The following is a 19,244-nucleotide window of genomic DNA, read 5'->3' as shown; positions in this document are numbered from 1 at the left end:
GCGAATAGATAAATTTAAGGGGGAGCTAACTAATGCAGGAGTTTGTTTTTTTTATTGAAGGTGACATATCCCACCCACTAACGATTGACCCGACAGTATGGATATTTGATGAACGTAAAGTAGACCTTCTTACCTACTTTGAAGAACGTTTAACGATGGATGATGAGGAAACGGCTTACAAAAAGGCGATTTCAGCTCAATGGGACAAAGAGATCATAGAAGGATCAGCTCCACCAAGACCTGATACAAACGGCAACGAAATAAAATATGAAAAACAAAAATTAATTAATGGCACATTTGGAATGCCCTTGAAGCCTTTTTTAATGAATGCTAAGCCTAATGAACATGTAACGACATTAATTGTTGAACAACATAACGGCACAAAACTTTCCTTTCCTTTTGAGGATACCCTTAGCTTTATTATTGGTTTTTCCAAAAATGGAAAGCCCCTCAGAGAAGATGGGCCTGTCCATCTTTATTTTGGAGATGGTTCAAATCAAACTGCTCCAATAAAAAACGTAAAACGGCTTTTAGTAAAACGTTAACTCAAAAAAGAGGTATCCGGAAAGGAGCGTTCCTCCAAGGATACCTCAATTAGTAATCAATCCTTTGAGCATCTGTTGTCTCTTAAAGGAGGTCTGCAGCAAGCTGCGCAAGACCAGAACGTTCTCCTTTGATAAGTTTAACATGTCCACTTACAGTTTGATCTTTAAACTTTTCAACGACATAGGTTAGTCCGTTATTGTATTCATCTAAATAAGGATGATCAATTTGTTGAGGATCTCCCATTAATACAATCTTACTTCGTTCTCCAACCCTTGTTAAAATGGTCTTCACTTCATGCTTTGTTAAGTTCTGAGCTTCATCAATAATGATAAACTGATCTGGAATACTACGACCTCTAATATACGTTAACGCCTCTACTTGAATTGAACCCATTCCAGCAAGAATTTGGTCTAATTCTCCTGGCTTCTTTGTATTAAACAGAAACTCTAAATTATCATAAATTGGTTGCATCCATGGCCTTAATTTTTCTTCTTTTTCACCAGGCAAGTAGCCAATATCTTTTCCTAAAGGAACAACAGGTCTAGCTACAACGAGTTTATTATACTGTCCTAAATCTTCTGTCTGCATTAATCCTGCCGCTAATGATAATAGTGTCTTACCAGTTCCAGCTTTTCCAATCATCGTGACCAAACTTATATCATCTCTTAATAATAGCTCAAATGCCATACGTTGTTGTACATTACGTGATCGAATTCCCCATACTTGATCAGGCTCATTTAAAAACGGCTTTACTTTTTTACCATCAGGTTCCACTTTACCGATAGCAGAACTTGAACTTCCTAAAGCATCCTTCATAATTATAAACTGATGAGGAAAAAATGGATGCTTCGTTAATTCCGAGATTGCAATCTCCCCATTCGAAAAAAATCGCCTCATTACATCTGTATCAACATATATCTCCACAAAACCAGGATATACATCGTCAAATTCTACAACCCTGTCACTCAAAAAATCTTCCGCTGGTAAACCTAAAGCGTCTGCTTTTACTCGAACAAGTGCATCTTTACTTACTAGGATAACTTGTCTCCCAATAGGTTTTTCTTGCTCTTCCAGCATGAGATTTAGCGCAACGGCAATAATGCGATTATCATTTGTCATTTCGGCAAAGGAATCTTTTAATCGTTGAAAGGAACGATGATTTAATTCTACACGTAACTTTCCACCAGTATCTAGTGGAACACCTTCATGCAGCTTCCCCATCCCCCTTAAATTATCTATCAATTTCGAGAAGTGACGTGCATTTCTGCCTACTTCATCCATGTATCGTTTTTTGGAGTCCACTTCCTCTAGCACAATTGCTGGAATAACCACTTCATTATCTTGAAATGAAAAAATGGAGTGAGGATCTTGTAAGAGTACGTTCGTGTCCAAAACGTAGATTTTTTTCAACATTCCGCCTCCTGACTAAAGTATCGTTGTCTAAGTCTTACTATTTAATTTATGCATTATGAATAAATATGGTTTCTTCATAATGACTTCTTATTACTGAATGTATGATCTTGGTTTCCAACTTAGACGAACTTATCTTTAAAACAATGGAAAACAGCAAGAAAACGATACAATAAAAGCCTAGTCATTCTTTTGACTAAGCTTTTTTTAACGCGTCCATCACTTGACGATCTAACTTCGCCGCTGCTTGCGCATCATACGTTTTATCATATTTGGGTTCTGTCACGATCTTGGCACCATAAAACATTACGTCACGAACTTCTTCAACATTAACTTCAATCATTGCAAGCTTAAGAGGAACATCTTCAAGCTTTTCAATTGCAATGCGAGCAGTACCAGAAATAGAAAAAGTAGAACCATTACCAATAAGTGTGATGACTACACCTGAATTAGCTTTAATGTTTTCTACAATTCGTGAACGATTATCAATTGCAAATCGAACAAAATTGTTAGTTGGCGCAAAAATCCATGAAATGGCATTAACATTTGGTGTCTGCATTTCATAGTCAACTGTAGAAAGTGTTACATAACGCTCTTTTTGTAAAAGCGGTAGTAGTTCATCCGTTAATGCATGCTCGACTTGATTTGCCATTTTGTAACCTCCAGTCCAAATTTTTACTTATTCTCCCTTACACTACTACTATATCGAACTAAGTGCAAAAATAAAACCTGTTTATTTTTATTCCTTTTCGGCTTACAATGGAAAGGAGAAGGCTTACATGCTCCTTGAGAATAAGGTTTAGTTAATGTTTTTTTGGAAACGGAGTGTTATACATGCGAGTAAAATGTGTTTTATGTGATAAAATTGACAAACTTGATGATTTTCTACCTCTAGCGAAACGTCTACGCAACAGACCGATTCACACTTATATGTGTGATGATTGTCACGAACGAATTACGTATCGCACTGAGGAACGAAAAGCAACTGGATCCTTTCAATTGAAGCACCAACAGAAGGAACAGGATGAATGGGTGTAGTAACAAATAGTAGTAAAGGCCGGTATGAAAATCATACCGGCCTTTACTATATTACAATTCCTTTTGTTTTTCTTTCCGATGCAAATGTAGTCGGAATCGATAAATTCCAAGAACAACACCAGAAATAATCAACACAACAATCATCGGTGCACCAAATGCAAATTCAAGAAACCATAAAACAAAACAACCAATAATCAAGCCGATATAAACAACGATCTTTTTTAAAATAGGTAATTTTTGAGCAAACCCTAAATTAAAAACAATTATTGCTAATACGACGATGATTAAAAAGGCATAAAGTCCATTCCATGGATTTTCATAAGTCCATCTCATCAACCATGTTAAATTCTCTAAATCAGCTTCAGAATATTGCTGGTTATCCACAAATACCACCAATCCCTTTTACCTAAGACTTAGCCGCAAGCTTTCTACGCTTTTCTTCACGTTCACGCTCTGACTTAATTAGGATTTTTTTACGTAGTCGGATGGATTCGGGTGTTAATTCGCAATACTCGTCTTCATTTAAATACTCCAGTGCTTCTTCAAGAGTCATAATGCGTGGTTTTTTCATTGTAACAGTATTGTCTTTATTAGCTGAACGAATGTTGGTTTGTTGTTTCATTTTTGTGATATTTACTGTAAGATCATTCTCTCGAGTATGCTCACCTACGATCATTCCCTCATAGATTTCTGTACCAGGTTCAACAAAGATCGTTCCACGGTCTTCAACTTGCATTATACCATATTGACTAGCTTTCCCAGTATCCATTGAAACAAGTACTCCTTGACGACGTCCGCCTACATGGCCAGCTGCCATCGGTTGGTAACCATCAAATGAGTGGTTAATAATCCCGTATCCTCGCGTTTGAGTAAGAAATTCCGTAGTATAACCGATCAATCCACGAGCAGGCACCATAAATTCTAAACGAACTTGTCCATTTCCAGTGTTCGTCATGTTAACCATTTCACCTTTTCGTTCACCTAGTGATTCCATAACAGCTCCTGTATATTCTTCAGGAACATCGATTTGAACACGTTCAACTGGCTCTGAACGGACTCCATCAATATCACGAATGATAACTTCTGGTTTTGAAACTTGAAGCTCATAGCCTTCACGACGCATATTTTCAATTAAAATTGATAAATGTAGCTCTCCTCTTCCAGATACAATCCAAACATCTGGAGAATCCGTATTATCAACACGTAAGCTAACATCAGTTTCAAGCTCAGCACGTAAACGTTCTTCAAGCTTTCTGCTTGTGACATGCTTCCCTTCACGTCCTGCAAATGGACTATTATTAACAAGGAATGTCATTTGTAATGTTGGTTCATCGATTCTTAAAACAGGTAATGCTTCTTGATGCTCAACAGGACAAACCGTCTCACCTACGTTGATTTCTTCCATCCCCGAAACAGCAATTAAATCCCCAGCTTTTGCTTCTTCGATTTCAATTCGTTTTAGTCCAAGGAAACCGAACATTTTCGTCACACGGAACTGCTTTACGCTTCCATCAAGCTTCATTAACGCTACTTGCTGACCTACGTTAATCGTTCCACGAAATACACGTCCGATTCCAATACGTCCTAAATAATCATTATAATCCAGCATCGTTACTTGGAATTGTAATGGTTCATCACTATTGTCGATTGGGGCAGGAATCGTTTCAATAACCGTCTCAAATAGTGATGTCATATCTTCATCTTGTTGCTCAGGATTTCGACTTGCTGTACCATTAATAGCTGAAGCATAGACAACTGGGAAATCCAACTGTTCTTCTTCAGCACCTAAATCAATAAATAAATCAATAACTTCATCTACAACCTCAGTAGGTCTTGCGAAATCACGGTCAATTTTATTTACTACAACAATCGGTGTTAATTTTTGCTCCAATGCCTTCTTTAACACAAATCTTGTTTGTGGCATACATCCCTCATAAGCATCTACAACAAGAAGTACTCCATCAACCATTTTCATGATTCGTTCTACTTCTCCACCGAAGTCAGCATGCCCTGGTGTATCCATAATATTTATTCGTTTATCACCGTAATTAATTGCGGTGTTTTTTGCTAGAATGGTAATTCCACGTTCTTTTTCAAGTGCATTCGAGTCCATTGCGCGCTCTTCAACTTGTTCGTTTTCACGGAATGTTCCTGATTGCTTCAATAACTGGTCAACCAATGTTGTTTTTCCGTGGTCAACGTGAGCAATAATCGCGATATTCCGTATATCATTACGTTGTGTCATTTAATTCTCTCCTTAATCATGTTCTTAACTGTCTAAGTATATCACATATTAATTCAGAAAGGACAATACGTTTTTTTTGTAGGTAATAACCATCTTTAACGTTTTTGTCACATACAAGGGTTTTCCTTTTCGCCATTTCAAGGTACACTTACTACATGGAACGTTTCATACGGGGGGACAAAAAGTGAAGAAAGAAAATATTTGGTTTATGCTACTCGCAATATTAACAGTTCTTTGTATTATGAGTATCGGTGTTGCAATTGCTGAAAGAAGCATAATCATTGCTTTACTGGCGACTGCAGGTATGATTATCTCAACAGGACTTGGTTTTAGTTTACGTAAAAAAGTACGAGAGTCTCAGGATTATTAATTTTTTGTTTGCAAAAGTTTTAAAAAACACATATAAAAAAGCGTGCTGCAGGATTGCGGCTCGCTTTTATTTTCTTTTAACAATGACTCCAGTTTTTTCTTCTAAAGGACGAATTAACGCACATACATCCTGCTCACCAAATTCCTTTTTGGCATCTTCTACTTTGCGTTCAGCGAACTTGACAATGTCCAATGGCATATCGATATCATCGGCTAAATCAAGCGCTAATTTCATGTCTTTATGCAGAAGGTTAATAGCAAAACGCGGAGTAAACGAACGATCCAAGATTGCTTCAACGGACCAATCCATCGCCTTTGAAAAGCCTGAACTTTTCTTAATTAAATCATAGGCAATTGCAGGATCTACTCCGGCCTTTTCCGCCATAACATAGCATTCCGCTAGAGCAGTTTGGTGAACACCGACAAGCATATTATTAAGTAGCTTTATAACGGTACCCCTTCCAATCTCTCCAACGTGGACAATATATTCTCCAAATGCCTTCATTACTGGTTTTACTTTGCTAAACGCTTTCTCCTCTCCTCCACACATGATGGTTAACGTACCAGCTTTTGCTCCCATCGGTCCGCCACTAACGGGGGCATCAAGAAAATACGCACCTTTTTTTTCTAATTGGGTTGCTACTCTTTCATTCGTTTGTCGATCAACTGTTGAATGGTCTATTACAATTTTTCCTTCACTTGCACCGGCAATAATCCCATTGTCGCCTTCATAGACAGATAAAACCGTTTCAGGAAGAGGTAAACAAGTCATGACAACATCCACTTGTTCCATTAAATCTTTCGGAGACTTGGCTTCAACAGCTCCGTATGATATAGCTTCTTCAACAGGACCTCTGCTACGACTTACAACAAACGTTTCAAAACCTGCATCAAGTAAATGCTTAGCCATTGGTAATCCCATCGTCCCAAGACCAATAAAGCCAACCCGTTTCATTTTACAACTCCTCTCCGACATAGCCAGAAATCATTTCCTTATGTAATTGAGGTTTCCCCGCAATAACAGTATTCGGTGTAAGCATTGATAACCTCTTACCTTGAAACGTTGAAATCTTACACCCGACCTCCTCTAATAAAACTGCACCGGCTGCGTAATCCCAAGGTGATAGCTTTACACAAATGTACCCATCTAATCGATCAGCTGCAACATAAGCCAATTCTATGGCAGCAGAGCCGTACGAACGTGTTCCTCTCAAATCACGTACAAGGGCCCTAAGTGGATTTTGATAAGGGTTACGACCTTCCACTAGCCATCTGGCATTAATTCCTACGATTGATTCTTCCAACGGACGTTCTAAAACAGGTAACAATTCTACATCATTTAGATAAGCACCGGAATCGCGGACAGCTCGAAACATTTCATCACTCATCACATCGTAGACGATGCCTATCATCCCAACACCTTCATGATAAACTGCTACAGAAATAGCAAAGTTATATTTCTGATGAACAAAATTCATCGTTCCATCAATTGGATCAATAATCCATACTGTCCCCTCTAAAGAAGTTAGTTCTTCAGCAATCCCTTCTTCTCCTAAAAACAAGTGGTCAGGATAATGCTGCGTTATTTTCTCATAAAAAAACTGTTCAATTGCTTTATCAACCTCGGTTACAAGATCATTTGGGTTAGACTTTGATTCAATATGTATAGGATTCTCTAGTGATTGTTTAACTTTTTCACCAGCCTCATAAGTCCAATCCCGTGCAACCTGTTCTAGTTCTAAGAAATTCATTGACATGTTTTTGCCCCCTAAGGTGATTTTAAGCAAATTTTCCCTTTTTCCTATTATGACATAATCTATTAGTAATGAAAACTTTTGTGATTTCATGAGAAAACTTCATATTGCATCTCTTGCTAGAAAGGCACTAGAATTTCATGTAAACGCAAATAAAAAAGCACAGTACACCATTATGACTGCGCTTTCATAATATTTTTCTTTATAGACCTTCAAGTTGAATTAATTCTACACGAAGCCTTTCAAGTTTCTCTTTACATTGTTTCATCATATCTAAATCCTCGGCTAACATCGCATCATGAAGAGTAGCTAGCTCATAGTTCATTTCAAGTCGTAAAACCGGAAGTCTTCTTTCGCGTTCACTTCTTTTAAAAGTTTGAATTACTTGTTCCATACCCATACACTCCTTTATCTATATAGGTCTCTTTACTACCGGTAACATTGACGAAATTTTCAGAATTATGATGTGATATTATTATAGCATATGTATGTCGTAATTGGAATAAAACAATTTCTTCCTTATTCGATGATTTTTTTACAACTTTTTAGTGTAGAGCATTTCAAGGGATCGATCGGGTAAATTATGATAGGATAGAACTACCGAGTTTTGATAGGAGCTGTTACAAATGACATTTGAAGGTTTTACACAACAGGATTTTGATGTGTTTGCTATCGAAGGTTTAGAACCGAGAATGAAGGCAATTCAAGAACGGATTCAACCCAAATTTGAAGCGATATCTAAACATATTGTTCCAAGCTTAGCTGTTTTAACCGGGGATGAAATTTTTCCTCATATTGCTAAACACGCGAGACGTAAAGTGAACCCCCCAAATGATACGTGGGTAGCTTTTGCAAACAATAAACGAGGGTATAAAATGCTCCCTCACTTTCAAGTTGGGCTTTTTGGGTCACACTTATTTATATGGTTTGCTGTTATTTACGAAGCGCAGGCAAAAGGTGTATTTGGTGAGAGGCTACTTTCTGATGTAGAGAAATGGTCCAAGCTTATTCCTAGCGAATTTGTTTGGTCAATTGATCATATGAAGCCGGATGCTCTTAAGCATGATGAGTTAACTGTTCAACAATTAGCTTCTATGTTCGAACGTTTACGTGATGTGAAAAAAGCAGAGTTACTATGCGGAATCCATCTCGATCGACATGACCCACTTCTTTCAAATGGAGACAAGCTCCTTGCCAAAATTGAAGAAGTTTATGAAACAGTTTTACCATTATATCAAGAAGCACAGCAATCAGCTGTACCTTCTACTCAAAACTTTTAATCGTTATGAGGCTCGGCAAACTAATTGTCGAGCCTCTCCAGCGCTTAGCCCTTATTTTTTTCTATTTTGATGATTTTCTTTCCCTCCTCTTCTTTCGCTTTTTTTATTGTATGATAACAAGAAAAACCAAAATCACTATCAATTTGCTTAAATATTTGCTTTTCCTCACTTTTACTCGGAACGATTTCTTTAAATCTTCTGTATAGAGAAAGAAGTTTTTCACGCTCAATCCCTTTCGTATTTGCTAGTTCAATTCCATCAAAAAAATGAACAACATCAATCACTTCTTCCTTTGACCACTCATATGATATAGGTAAATAGATGTCCATCATTTAGCTCCTTTATTTTATTTGCCCCATCTTTGTTGAATCACCTTACATTCGGTTTCAATCCTTTTAAATAATTCTTCAACACTTGGAATATCATGAATTCTTCCTACGACCTGTCCGGCCCAACCAAGCTCTCTAGAACGATCACCTTCATGGATAAATGCTTTATTAACAGCTGCTGTTATATAGGGCTTTAAATCTTCAAAGGTTGGATTCTTTAACTCTCTTTCAAGGTTGATGATCTTCTCTGTCCAATTTGTTCGAAGAGCACGAGCAGGTGTACCAAGAGACTTTTTAATGACTACAGTGTCTTCCTCACTTGCTGCTAGAATGTGATCTCTATAATGCTGGTGAGCATGAACACATTCCGTTGTTGCTATAAAGCGAGTCCCCATTTCAACGCCATCCGCCCCTAATGCAAAAGCTGCCATTACCCCTCGACCATCTGCAATGCCTCCTGAAGCAATCACAGGAATTGATATAGCATCTACTATTTGAGGGATTAGCACAATCGAACCGGTATCAGAACGCCCTAAATGTCCACCACCTTCGTGACCGACGACAATAACTGCATCTGCCCCTAACTCCTCTGCCTTTTGAGCCTGTCTTTTTTCCGCAACTAAAACAAGCGTTTTAATATTAGTTCCTTTTAACCTTTTAAACAATGGGGTTGGATTTCCCCCTGTTACCGTTATAACAGGAACGTTCTCCTCTATTGCCACATCAAGCATATGTTCAAAAGGGCGACCATGCTGACCTATTGCAAAGTTAACACCAAACGGCTTAGCTGTTTTTTGGCGAACGAGTTTAATTTCTTTTCTCAGTTCCTCTGGTGATTCTAAAGACATCGCTGTTATTTGTCCTAACCCTCCTGAATTAGATACTGCAGCAGCAAGATTAGAGTAGGCCAAATAAGCAAGCCCCCCTTGTACGATCGGAAAGGTTATTCCTAACAATGACGTTATTTTTGTTTCCCACATGTTTTTGTCCTCCTTAGTCTATACTAGCTCATATCTAACCGTTCAGCCAGTCTACTCTCATTCAATATTCACTAAAAAACAAGGTTGATTGTGGGCACTGAAAAAGGGTGGGTTTCCCTTTTTCAGTGCCCTTTAAGTAATGTGCGGAGCCGTTGCCTAGGTTTTGAAAGCCTTTATATGAGTGGTTTTCTCATAGCAATGCGCGCAACGTGCAAAGCCATTACTTCTTCTTTGAGTTACAAGAAGTAGTTTTTCAGTGGCCTCGCTATGAGTGGGTTTCTCATAGCAGGGCGAGCAACGTGTGGAGCTATTGCTGCTTCCTAGTGTAACTTTCAAGATCTTTTTCAGTGGCTTCGGTTGATTATTTCAATTTCTATCTTTGCAGTGAGGAACAAATTTGTTATACTCAATTTTGTTTTAATAAAAAGAGACAAGTATTTTATGATAAATGAGGTGACCCTGTTGTCGCGACAAAATCTAACACCTTTGTTTACAGGTGTGCGAGAGCATGCTGAAAAACAACCGATTCAATTCCATATTCCAGGTCATAAAAGAGGCAATGGTATGGACCCTGAATTCAGATCATTTATTGGAGACAATGCGCTTTCGATTGACTTAATTAACATTGCACCTTTAGATGATTTACATCATCCCCACGGAATTATTAGAGAAGCCCAAGAATTAGCGGCAGAAGCCTTCGGTGCAGATCATACCTTTTTTTCTGTACAAGGAACAAGTGGTGCAATTATAACTATGATTATGTCTGTATGTAGTCCTGGTGATAAAATCATCGTCCCACGAAACGTTCATAAATCAATTATGTCTGCCATTATCTTTTCTGGGGCAACACCGATATTTATTCATCCGGAGATTGACCCTAATTTAGGAATCTCCCACGGAATTACAACCGATTCTGTTGAGAAGGCATTAGCAACTCATCCAGATGCAAAAGGGCTCGTCGTTATAAACCCTACCTATTTTGGTATTGCAGGCAATTTAGAAAAAATCGTTGAACTAGCTCATTCCTACCATATTCCTGTACTCGTAGATGAAGCACATGGAGTTCATATTCACTTCCATGATGAGCTACCTCTATCAGCTATGCAAGCTGGTGCTGATATGGCTGCGACAAGTGTACACAAACTAGGTGGTTCATTGACTCAGAGTTCAGTATTAAATGTCAAAGAAGGACTTGTATCAGCAAAACGTGTCCAATCGATCATTAGTATGCTTACAACGACCTCAACCTCCTATATCCTTTTATCTTCACTGGATGTCGCACGGAAACAACTTGCTACAAAAGGTAAAGCACTAATTTCTAAAACTATTACGATTGCTAATGAAACGAGAGAGCGTATCAATGATATAAATGGACTGTCTTGTGTTGGTAAAGAAATACTAGGTACTAAAGCAACTTATGATCTTGATCCTACGAAGCTGATTATCTCGATAAAAGGACTTGGAATAACGGGATATGATGCGGAAGTCTGGTTAAGAGAAAGATACAACATTGAAGTTGAATTATCAGATTTATATAACATACTTTGTATTGTTTCAATAGGTGATTCTACGGAAAAAATGTCCTTACTTGTAGATGCATTGTCTCAATTAGCACTTGAACATCCTGCTTCAGATGAGCAGAAGCCAACTTCTATTTACGTTCCAAATATTCCGACACTCGCCTTATCACCTCGCGATGCATTTTATGCTGAGACGGAGACAATTCCATTTTCCGAATCAGCTGGTCGAATCATCGCTGAATTTGTTATGGTTTACCCACCAGGTATACCGATTTTAATACCAGGTGAAGTCATTTCTGAAGAAAATCTTGCTTACATTAAAGAAAACTTAAATGTCGGTTTGCCCGTACAAGGTCCAGAAGACCCTACATTTAAAACTCTTAGAGTCATTAAAGAACGACAGGCCATCCGATAAAAAAAAAAGATGAGTGACTATGTAAAGTCACTCATCTTTTTTTCTTTTATTTCGTTTTTTCTTGACAACGTTTACATGTATTAGCTTCTGCATAAAGCTTCGTCACTTTATCTCCTTCAAAAAACACAATCGGCTTATTACATGTTTGACAAACTATCGTTCCCATTTATGACAACCCCTTTGCTAATATAATGTAAACGTTTCATCTTTAATCTAATAATAATATGTCACATTATCATTGTCAACACTAAATAGTATGTCTTATTAAATTATTCAAAAACAAAAAAACAGCCTAATGTCTTAGACTGTTATTAGTAGTTCAGCATATAACGTTTATACTGGGCTTCAATAAAATGACAAACCTCTTTTACGAAGACAAGATCATCCTCTGTTATTCTATACAAATCTTTCGGGACTTGAAACACCAATTGTCCTTTAAGGTGATGCTGATAGTAGAAAGGCATGTAAAGAAATTGGAAGTATTTGTTTTGTCTGAAGTACAAGCCTCCTCGAATAGCTGCAATGCTTAACGAATCCTGCCCAAATGCTACATATTTTTTAATTTTACCCGTTCCAGCGCAAACTTTTAACACAAAAGCTTTGTCTGTGGTTTCGTATAGACAGACTGTGAAACGATCGCTCATTCGATTAATCAGTTTTTCAACAATTCCTACGTAAAAATCATGCAATGTTTGTGCATAATCAGGAACTGTCCCAACTTCAAGACGCAACTCATCAAGTAGTTCTGATTTATCCATTTCTTTAACCCTCCACCTGAAAAACTTCATAACACTTCATACTTCATAATGGATGAACAAATTTAGCTTATCATAAATCCACTTGTAAAAGGTTGTAACATTCTCGCGGCTATTGTCGAAACTTTTTTTAATTTTACTTTATTCCCAAATTTGCACTAGAACTTCTCTTACTTCCTCCTGGCTAAGTGGTTTCCAAAATAGCTCACCATAAATGAGTAAATCCTGATGCAGATGCAGCCCTGCCGTTTCCTTATTATTCACGGCATCACTTGTACCTGAGTTACCTACATAACCGATAATGGTTTCTGAATTTACACGATCACCAACTTTAATATCTTCTGGTATAGAATCTAAATGAGCAAAGCGATTCATCACCCCATGCGGATACTGAACCCAAACCTGCCTTCCACGTAGGCGGTCAAATATATATTCAGGCGTTTCTCCTATCTCGGAAGTAAGCATAAGATCTTTGTCACGCTCTTCAGGTGACTCATATTCTACATAGTCATGATCTACACGGACTACAACCCCATCAGCCATTGCGTATATCGGTGTATCTGTATTAATGTTTCCACCTGAAGCGAAGTCGTACCAATCAATCCCCTCATGATACCCATTTCTATACTCACGAGGAGCTCCTGGTAAATGGCTCGGAATGGTACTCACTGTTGCATCTTTGATTGGCTTTTCAAGGAAGGATAAATAGTCTACCATACGTTCTACATCCCATTCCTCGAACCCAAAAGAAGCTGGGGGCCCCCCCACTTTCTCTGTTGGACCAAACCATTGAAATTCAGCAACGTCCTCTTTATAAGAGAGCGGAAGTTGTAAACCATGCTCAATGAAGCTTACTGGCATCGCAATCTCATGTTCTTGTGAAGCGGTAAAATATATATCATCTCTTGGTACAAACTCACCATTTCTCTCAAGAACATTTACACCATCTATAAGAGTATACTCATCATCATGAATCTTAATTTTTAACGTCCGATGCACTTCATCAAACTCATAAGATCCACCCACTATTTCCATTAAATCATTTAATTGAAACATAACATCGTCAAAGTGAATGTCCACGGGAATCGTCGAAAGACTATCATTCTCATTCTCACTTTTATTCTCTTCTTGCGGTACGACTTTCTCATTTTCTGAAGGAGCTGCTTCTTGTTGTTGACAGGCTGTTCCTAGCAATACTAAGATAAACATCAAAATCCATATATGTTTCATAGGTCACGATCCTTTCTATTACTAGTCATCAAAGTTATATTCTACTTTTTTCAACACATATAGACAAGCCTTAACTTATTTGTTTATCTAGATTCAACGATCTTTTTAAAGTTTTGCCCGATCTAACTACTCATTAAACCTAAAAAAAGAGGGTTTCCTAAAAGGTCTATTTGACCATTTAGGAAACCCTCGAAGCGATAAGCAAAGTCGCTACTACGATGAGGTCGTGTAGCAAACGGAGTCATTGTCTAACACTTTTTTTCTTTTGAGACATCCCTATTCAATTAATGACGGACGAGCTATTGTAAAGCCCTTTTCATTTAACCCCTTAACAATTGATTCCAATGCTCGATTCGTCCATTCCCTATCATGCATAAGCAAATTTGCACCATCCGTTAAATATGGTGTACTAACCATAATATCTGCAAGCGCCGCAGAATCTCTATAATCCTTTTCCCAGTCATATCCGTAAGTCCAATTCATTAAGGTCATTCCTTCATTTTTAACTATTTGTTTAGAATGATCCGTGTTAACTCCAAAAGGAGCTCGAAAAAAACGCGGGCGCTCACCTATTACTGTTTCAATTAAATCATTTAACTCAACAATTTCACGCGTTTGTTGTTCCTTTGACAACTCTTTTAAATTCGAATGATTCATTGTGTGATTACCAATCTCAAACCCCATTTCATGAATAGCAATTAACTTCTCCTTTCCTTCGGCATTTAAAAAATGTCCATTTACAAAAAAGATCGCTTCTACATCAAGCTGTTTTAAGGTTTCTGCCATTTCTACTGAATACGTATCTGGAGCATCATCAATGGTCAATAATACTATTTTTTCATCTTTATCAACTAATGACTCAATTTTCCAATTAGATGTGTTAATTCGATACATCGGTTGACCTTTATTATCTTGTTCATCTTGTTCATTACTTTCGATTTTTTCAATCGGATCATTTTTGACTTTCTCGTTATTTTCTTCGGTTTCTATAACGGGTTGTTCCTTTATGACAGGTTCCTCCGCTTGATTATTTCCACATCCAGTTAAAAGGGTTAATAACAAAAGTACACTCGTAAAATATTTAGTCATATTCTTTCCCCCATTTCTTGGTATAACATGCTTTACTTCGTTTAATACTATGTACAACCTATTACGTATAATCCTACCATTTACGATAAAAGAGGGAGCATCATGCGTACAAAGCCATGGATTGGACGACGAGTATTAAAAACAGGATTAGCAGTCTTCATTACAGCCTTTGTTTGTCATTTACTTGACCTACCTGTGATGTTTGCGGTTATTACCGCGATTGTGACAACGGAACCGACCGCTGCGGATTCGATTAAAAAAGGAATTATTCGATTACCAGCCGCTGCACTTGGAGCTGCATTTGCCATTATACTGGATCTTTTAATTGGACAGCATGCACTAACCTATGCCCTTGTTGCTATGCTTACAATTGTAGCATGTTCAAAGCTAAATTTAGATACAGGTACACTTGTTGCAACTCTCACAGCTGTTGCGATGATACCCGGAACTACAGACCATTTACTTGCAGATTTTGTTACTCGAATATCCGGTACATCAGTAGGTATTATTTTTTCTACACTCGTAAATTTTGTCGTCCTGCCACCGAAATTCGGACCAATTCTTGTTCATAAGGTAGATAACCTGTTTAACCAAGCTGCAACCAGTTTACAGCTTGCAACAGAACATTTACTACATGAACATGAAGGGGAACGTACTCACGTTTATCGAAAGTTACATGAAGAGTTAACAAAAACGTATCAACTTACTCATTTTCAATATGATGAATGGAGATATCGAAAATCTACAGAGTTTGAACGACGCTCATTCGGTTTTTTACAAAAAAAACTCGATTATTTGCATCTTGTTTTATTTCATATCGGAAAAGTATGTCACCTAAGAATGAATCAAACGATTACACAAGAAGAGTCTCGTGTCATTCATGATACAGTTCACTCATTTAAACTAATTATGAACGATCCCTTTCATCAAATCGATAGTTCTCATTATGTAAAGATTGAGAAGCTGAAAAATATAAGACAGAATTATTTAAAACATCAACCTGTATTATATCAATTATGCTCAGAGCTTATTTCTCTACATTCAGTGGCCTCTGAGCTAGCTCTTATTACAACTGATGAACGGCGATTTTCAATGCAAGAACAAGCTTATCCTGATTATATATTTGCAAAAAAACTACAATATGATTAATTCATAGAAATCTCTAGTTTAAATTTACTGAAAGCAGGTTATACAAATCATCGTATATACCTATAAAGAAAGGTGGTTATTTTTTGCAAAAGCTTACACCTGTTTTTATCATTTCTGTTGCTATTGCCTTCGCTTTTATTTTATGGGGGGTTTTTGCTGCCGAGAATTTAGAAAGACTAACAACAACCATACAAGGCGTTATTACTAATGAATTTGGTTGGTTTTATTTATTATCTGCAACAGCGTTTTTACTATTTTCTCTTTATTTAATTATTAGTCCTTATGGAAAAATAAAGCTCGGAAAACAAGATGACAAGCCTGAATATAACTATATAACGTGGTTTGCCTTTCTATTTACGGCTGGTATGGGGATCGGACTCGTTTTTTGGGGTGTTGCCGAGCCAATGTATCATTTCTTCACTCCACCAACGGCTGAACCTGAATCTAATCTAGCCGCTGGTGAAGCTATGCGGTATGCATTTTTCCATTGGGGACTACATCCTTGGGCTATTTACTCTGTTGTGGCTCTCGTATTAGCCTATTATAAATTCAGAAAAGATTCACCAGGAGTGATGAGTGCAGCACTCAAACCCCTACTTGGTAAACATGCTGAAGGCTGGATCGGAGTAGTAGTAAATGTAATTGTCGTTTTTGCCACAACCTTTGGTGTAGCAACATCACTAGGTTTCGGTGCAGCACAAATCTCTGCTGGCTTAGCCTACTTAATACCTGGTTTAGCAACGATGAACAAAGCTCTTCTTCAGTTGTTTGTTATTATCGTTGTTACCATTTTATTTATGATTTCAGCTCAAACTGGCTTAAATAAAGGGATTAGAATTCTTAGTAAAACAAATATTTATTTGGCAATTACGCTAATGATATTTGTATTATTATTCGGTCCAACAAGCTATATCATGGGGGTTTTCACACAAGGACTCGGGAGCTATATACAAAACCTTCCTGGGATGAGCTTTCGTCTAGATGTTTACAACCCTGAAACTTCGTGGGTACAAGGCTGGACCATTTTCTATTGGGCGTGGTGGATTTCATGGGCGCCATTTGTAGGTACTTTTATTGCTCGCGTTTCAAAAGGTAGAACCATTAGAGAATTTATTATTGGTGTTCTTGCTGTGCCAGCGATATTTGGCGCGTTTTGGTTTAGCGTTTTTGGTGGAACAGGTATTTTCATGCAACGTGAAGGAACAGCAGATATTATGTCTATTATGACAAACGCAGGGATGGAAGTAGCATTATTTGCCGTTCTTGAACAATTTCCATTAGGAACGCTCCTATCAATTCTTGCTGTTTTTCTAATCTCTTCCTTCTTCGTAACCTCAGCTGATTCTGCAACGGTTGTTTTAGGGATACAAACGACAAATGGAAACCTAAATCCACCCAATTCAGTTAAGGCCGTATGGGGTATCATCATTTCTGCTTCGGCAGCAGTCTTATTAACATCAGAACAAGGATTAGGCGCGTTGCAAACAACGGCGATTATCGCAGCTTTTCCTTTTACAATTGTCATGATTTTTATGATGATTTCAATCATGAAATCACTAAAAGAAGAAAAACCTTCCCTATCAATTGAACATGAAAAGCTACTTCTTGAAAGAGAAAAGATAAAATTAGAACGTGAAAAGTTAAAAAAAGAACGTGAATCCCTGAGAAAAGGCTCACGCTAAAAACCATTATAAAGCGCCTAGCCCTCCTAAATAGGAGGGCTAGGCGCTTTATAAAAAGGTTGGATTTTTGTCGATATTTCTATTTGATTACAATTATGTTACTAGAAGTCTTTTCACTATTTCTGCATGCTAAAATGTAAGAAAGATGGCACATTACTGTGCAAGGAAGGGACATGCTATGAACAGGATTTTGTTAATCGGAACCTTTTGCTTTATTCTCATGTTATCAAGCTGTCTAACACCTACTTCAACCATTCAACCACCACTAAAGCAAAGTAGTGCCGAAACAATGACCATTCTATTTTCAGATTCCAGTTCAATGCAAGATGAGAATAGCTATTATGATGCTTTACTTGAACTACAACAGCAGTCAAACCACGTTCCACCATTTATCATTATAGAAAAGACTGAACGTGAAAAAGTAAAATATTATAACATCTCTCATTACCCTACAATGCTAGTAGTCACAGACAACGATATTGCGTTACGTATGGAAGGGCCACACACAAAAGAAGAAATTCTCTCTCATCTAAAAGACGTATTTATTAAATAAGAAAAAGCACTCAATCATGAGTGCTTCAGCCTGTCGACAAAGTCTCGCGTCGACAGGCTTTTTTGTGATTAGAGAGGGGGTTGCCATGATTAGTCGCTTCGAATCCGCTCCCGGGATGGGGGGCACGCTTTCCGCAGGCGGGCGTGGAACTAACCGGCTCCGCCGGTGGATTTCCACCTGCCCTTCCTCCTGCAGGAGTCGGCCCTCCCATCCCGTCCGCTTTTTTAGAGGAGACATGAGAATCCCCTTACTCTTCAACCATCCTTCATACGAAGCAAATAGGAGACAGTTTACAGATTTTTTTCTATAATATGAATGAAAACAAGACTGGGGTGAATGGGGAATGATGTCAAAAAAGTTGGAAGATAAGCGGATGCAAATGGAGATGGTTTGGATTGAAAAGCTAGTTCCAGAAGACCATCTTGTTCGTAAATTGGATCACTCTATGGAATTTGATTTCATCTATGATTTGGTGAAAGATCTTTATTCTTCCGACAAAGGACGTCCTAGTATCGATCCAGTTGTTTTAGTGAAAATGGTCTTTATTCAATATATCTTTGGCATTCGGTCGATGCGTCAGACCATCAAAGAGATTGAAACTAATGTGGCTTATCGATGGTTTTTAGGATTTGGATTCGAGGATAAAATCCCTCACTTTTCTACGTTCGGAAAGAATTATGCTCGCAGATTCCGGGAAAGTGATGTGTTTGAACAGATCTTTTACCGCATTCTTCGGAATGCAATGGACAAGGGATTCGTTAATCCTGAGATTGCCTTCATTGATTCAACGCACGTCAAGGCCAATGCAAATAAGCGGAAGTTTGGAAAGAAAGTCGTCCGTTCGGAAGCACGAGCGTTAGACGGAAATATGCGAAAACGCCTTTGAGAGTCATTTCTCAA

At 37.9% G+C, this 19,244-nt stretch carries 21 protein-coding genes and 1 pseudogene; 9 read left to right on the top strand and 13 right to left on the bottom strand.

Annotated elements, in window-relative coordinates; all coding sequences use genetic code 11:
* Positions 1-32: 32 nt before the first annotated feature.
* A complete protein-coding gene (locus B1R93_RS15980; RefSeq protein ID WP_088104963.1) occupies positions 33-545 on the top strand; it encodes a hypothetical protein in 513 nt (170 codons plus the stop codon).
* 82 nt (positions 546-627) lie between these two features.
* On the opposite strand, the gene B1R93_RS15975 is transcribed toward B1R93_RS15980, so the two are convergent.
* Positions 628-1,959: a PhoH family protein gene (locus tag B1R93_RS15975; RefSeq protein ID WP_088104962.1), complete on the bottom strand. Its 1,332-nt coding sequence runs from the start codon at positions 1,957-1,959 to the stop codon at positions 628-630.
* Between the two features lie 193 nt (positions 1,960-2,152).
* Positions 2,153-2,608, bottom strand: coding sequence for a pyridoxamine 5'-phosphate oxidase family protein (locus tag B1R93_RS15970; RefSeq protein ID WP_088104961.1), 456 nt, complete (start codon positions 2,606-2,608; stop codon positions 2,153-2,155).
* A 182-nt stretch (positions 2,609-2,790) separates the two neighbouring features.
* On the opposite strand from B1R93_RS15970, the gene B1R93_RS15965 reads away from it, so the two are divergent.
* Positions 2,791-2,994, top strand: a complete 204-nt coding sequence (locus B1R93_RS15965) for a YlaI family protein (RefSeq protein WP_088104960.1) — start codon at positions 2,791-2,793, stop codon at positions 2,992-2,994.
* A 51-nt stretch (positions 2,995-3,045) separates the two neighbouring features.
* Here the strand turns inward: B1R93_RS15965 and B1R93_RS15960 are convergent, their stop codons facing one another.
* A complete protein-coding gene (locus tag B1R93_RS15960; RefSeq protein ID WP_245308311.1) occupies positions 3,046-3,378 on the bottom strand; it encodes a YlaH-like family protein in 333 nt (110 codons plus the stop codon).
* 22 nt (positions 3,379-3,400) lie between these two features.
* Entirely contained in the window at positions 3,401-5,239 is a 1,839-nt protein-coding gene (gene typA, locus B1R93_RS15955) for a translational GTPase TypA (RefSeq protein WP_088104959.1), read from the bottom strand.
* A 184-nt stretch (positions 5,240-5,423) separates the two neighbouring features.
* On the opposite strand from typA, the gene B1R93_RS15950 reads away from it, so the two are divergent.
* On the top strand, positions 5,424-5,609 hold the full coding sequence (locus B1R93_RS15950) for a DUF5325 family protein (protein ID WP_088104958.1): 186 nt from the start codon (positions 5,424-5,426) through the stop codon (positions 5,607-5,609).
* A 66-nt stretch (positions 5,610-5,675) separates the two neighbouring features.
* Here B1R93_RS15950 and B1R93_RS15945 read toward each other — a convergent pair whose 3' ends face one another.
* From B1R93_RS15945 to B1R93_RS15935, 3 genes are all read right to left on the bottom strand, one after another.
* Positions 5,676-6,563: an NAD(P)-dependent oxidoreductase gene (locus tag B1R93_RS15945; RefSeq protein ID WP_088104957.1), complete on the bottom strand. Its 888-nt coding sequence runs from the start codon at positions 6,561-6,563 to the stop codon at positions 5,676-5,678.
* Between the two features lies 1 nt (position 6,564).
* A complete protein-coding gene (locus tag B1R93_RS15940; protein WP_088104956.1) occupies positions 6,565-7,365 on the bottom strand; it encodes an inositol monophosphatase family protein in 801 nt (266 codons plus the stop codon).
* A gap of 199 nt (positions 7,366-7,564) precedes the next feature.
* On the bottom strand, positions 7,565-7,756 hold the full coding sequence (locus tag B1R93_RS15935; protein WP_088104955.1) for a hypothetical protein: 192 nt from the start codon (positions 7,754-7,756) through the stop codon (positions 7,565-7,567).
* Positions 7,757-7,988: 232 nt separating this feature from the next.
* Between B1R93_RS15935 and B1R93_RS15930 the strand changes: the two genes are divergently transcribed.
* Positions 7,989-8,642 carry a DUF1054 domain-containing protein gene (locus tag B1R93_RS15930; RefSeq protein WP_088104954.1) on the top strand — a complete coding sequence of 218 codons (654 nt, stop codon included), beginning with the start codon at positions 7,989-7,991 and terminating at the stop codon, positions 8,640-8,642.
* Between the two features lie 44 nt (positions 8,643-8,686).
* Here B1R93_RS15930 and B1R93_RS15925 read toward each other — a convergent pair whose 3' ends face one another.
* Together B1R93_RS15925 and B1R93_RS15920 are read right to left on the bottom strand one after the other, a co-directional pair.
* Positions 8,687-8,971 (bottom strand): UPF0223 family protein, encoded by a 285-nt coding sequence (locus tag B1R93_RS15925; protein WP_088104953.1) that lies wholly within the window; start codon positions 8,969-8,971, stop codon positions 8,687-8,689.
* A gap of 17 nt (positions 8,972-8,988) precedes the next feature.
* Complete coding sequence (locus B1R93_RS15920; RefSeq protein ID WP_088104952.1) at positions 8,989-9,951, bottom strand: NAD(P)H-dependent flavin oxidoreductase; 963 nt, start codon at positions 9,949-9,951, stop codon at positions 8,989-8,991.
* 462 nt (positions 9,952-10,413) lie between these two features.
* On the opposite strand from B1R93_RS15920, the gene B1R93_RS15915 reads away from it, so the two are divergent.
* The gene (locus B1R93_RS15915) at positions 10,414-11,886 is read left to right on the top strand and encodes an aminotransferase class I/II-fold pyridoxal phosphate-dependent enzyme (protein ID WP_088104951.1); all 1,473 of its coding nucleotides are present in this window, start codon (positions 10,414-10,416) and stop codon (positions 11,884-11,886) included.
* A gap of 46 nt (positions 11,887-11,932) precedes the next feature.
* On the opposite strand, the gene B1R93_RS15910 is transcribed toward B1R93_RS15915, so the two are convergent.
* The 4 genes from B1R93_RS15910 to B1R93_RS15895 form a co-directional block, all read right to left on the bottom strand.
* A complete protein-coding gene (locus tag B1R93_RS15910) occupies positions 11,933-12,052 on the bottom strand; it encodes a GapA-binding peptide SR1P (protein WP_088104950.1) in 120 nt (39 codons plus the stop codon).
* 145 nt (positions 12,053-12,197) lie between these two features.
* Positions 12,198-12,644 (bottom strand): hypothetical protein, encoded by a 447-nt coding sequence (locus tag B1R93_RS15905; RefSeq protein ID WP_088104949.1) that lies wholly within the window; start codon positions 12,642-12,644, stop codon positions 12,198-12,200.
* Positions 12,645-12,782: 138 nt separating this feature from the next.
* Positions 12,783-13,871 (bottom strand): M23 family metallopeptidase, encoded by a 1,089-nt coding sequence (locus tag B1R93_RS15900; protein WP_088104948.1) that lies wholly within the window; start codon positions 13,869-13,871, stop codon positions 12,783-12,785.
* A 276-nt stretch (positions 13,872-14,147) separates the two neighbouring features.
* Complete coding sequence (locus B1R93_RS15895; RefSeq protein ID WP_088104947.1) at positions 14,148-14,960, bottom strand: polysaccharide deacetylase family protein; 813 nt, start codon at positions 14,958-14,960, stop codon at positions 14,148-14,150.
* A 102-nt stretch (positions 14,961-15,062) separates the two neighbouring features.
* Between B1R93_RS15895 and B1R93_RS15890 the strand changes: the two genes are divergently transcribed.
* From B1R93_RS15890 to B1R93_RS15870, 4 genes and pseudogenes are all read left to right on the top strand, one after another.
* Positions 15,063-16,109: an FUSC family protein gene (locus tag B1R93_RS15890; RefSeq protein ID WP_088104946.1), complete on the top strand. Its 1,047-nt coding sequence runs from the start codon at positions 15,063-15,065 to the stop codon at positions 16,107-16,109.
* An 83-nt stretch (positions 16,110-16,192) separates the two neighbouring features.
* Positions 16,193-17,791 carry a glycine betaine uptake BCCT transporter gene (locus tag B1R93_RS15885; RefSeq protein WP_088104945.1) on the top strand — a complete coding sequence of 533 codons (1,599 nt, stop codon included), beginning with the start codon at positions 16,193-16,195 and terminating at the stop codon, positions 17,789-17,791.
* 178 nt (positions 17,792-17,969) lie between these two features.
* Complete coding sequence (locus tag B1R93_RS15880; protein WP_088104944.1) at positions 17,970-18,344, top strand: hypothetical protein; 375 nt, start codon at positions 17,970-17,972, stop codon at positions 18,342-18,344.
* Positions 18,345-18,687: 343 nt separating this feature from the next.
* Positions 18,688-19,227 (top strand): annotated as a pseudogene (locus B1R93_RS15870) (transposase); the annotation flags it as partial.
* Positions 19,228-19,244: the final 17 nt, after the last annotated feature.

This window comes from Halalkalibacter urbisdiaboli (assembly GCF_002156385.1).
Lineage (GTDB): Bacteria > Bacillota > Bacilli > Bacillales > Bacillaceae_D > Halalkalibacter_A > Halalkalibacter_A urbisdiaboli.
The sequence above is the reverse complement of the archived record's forward strand: the minus strand, read 5'-3'. Positions and strand labels throughout refer to the sequence as shown.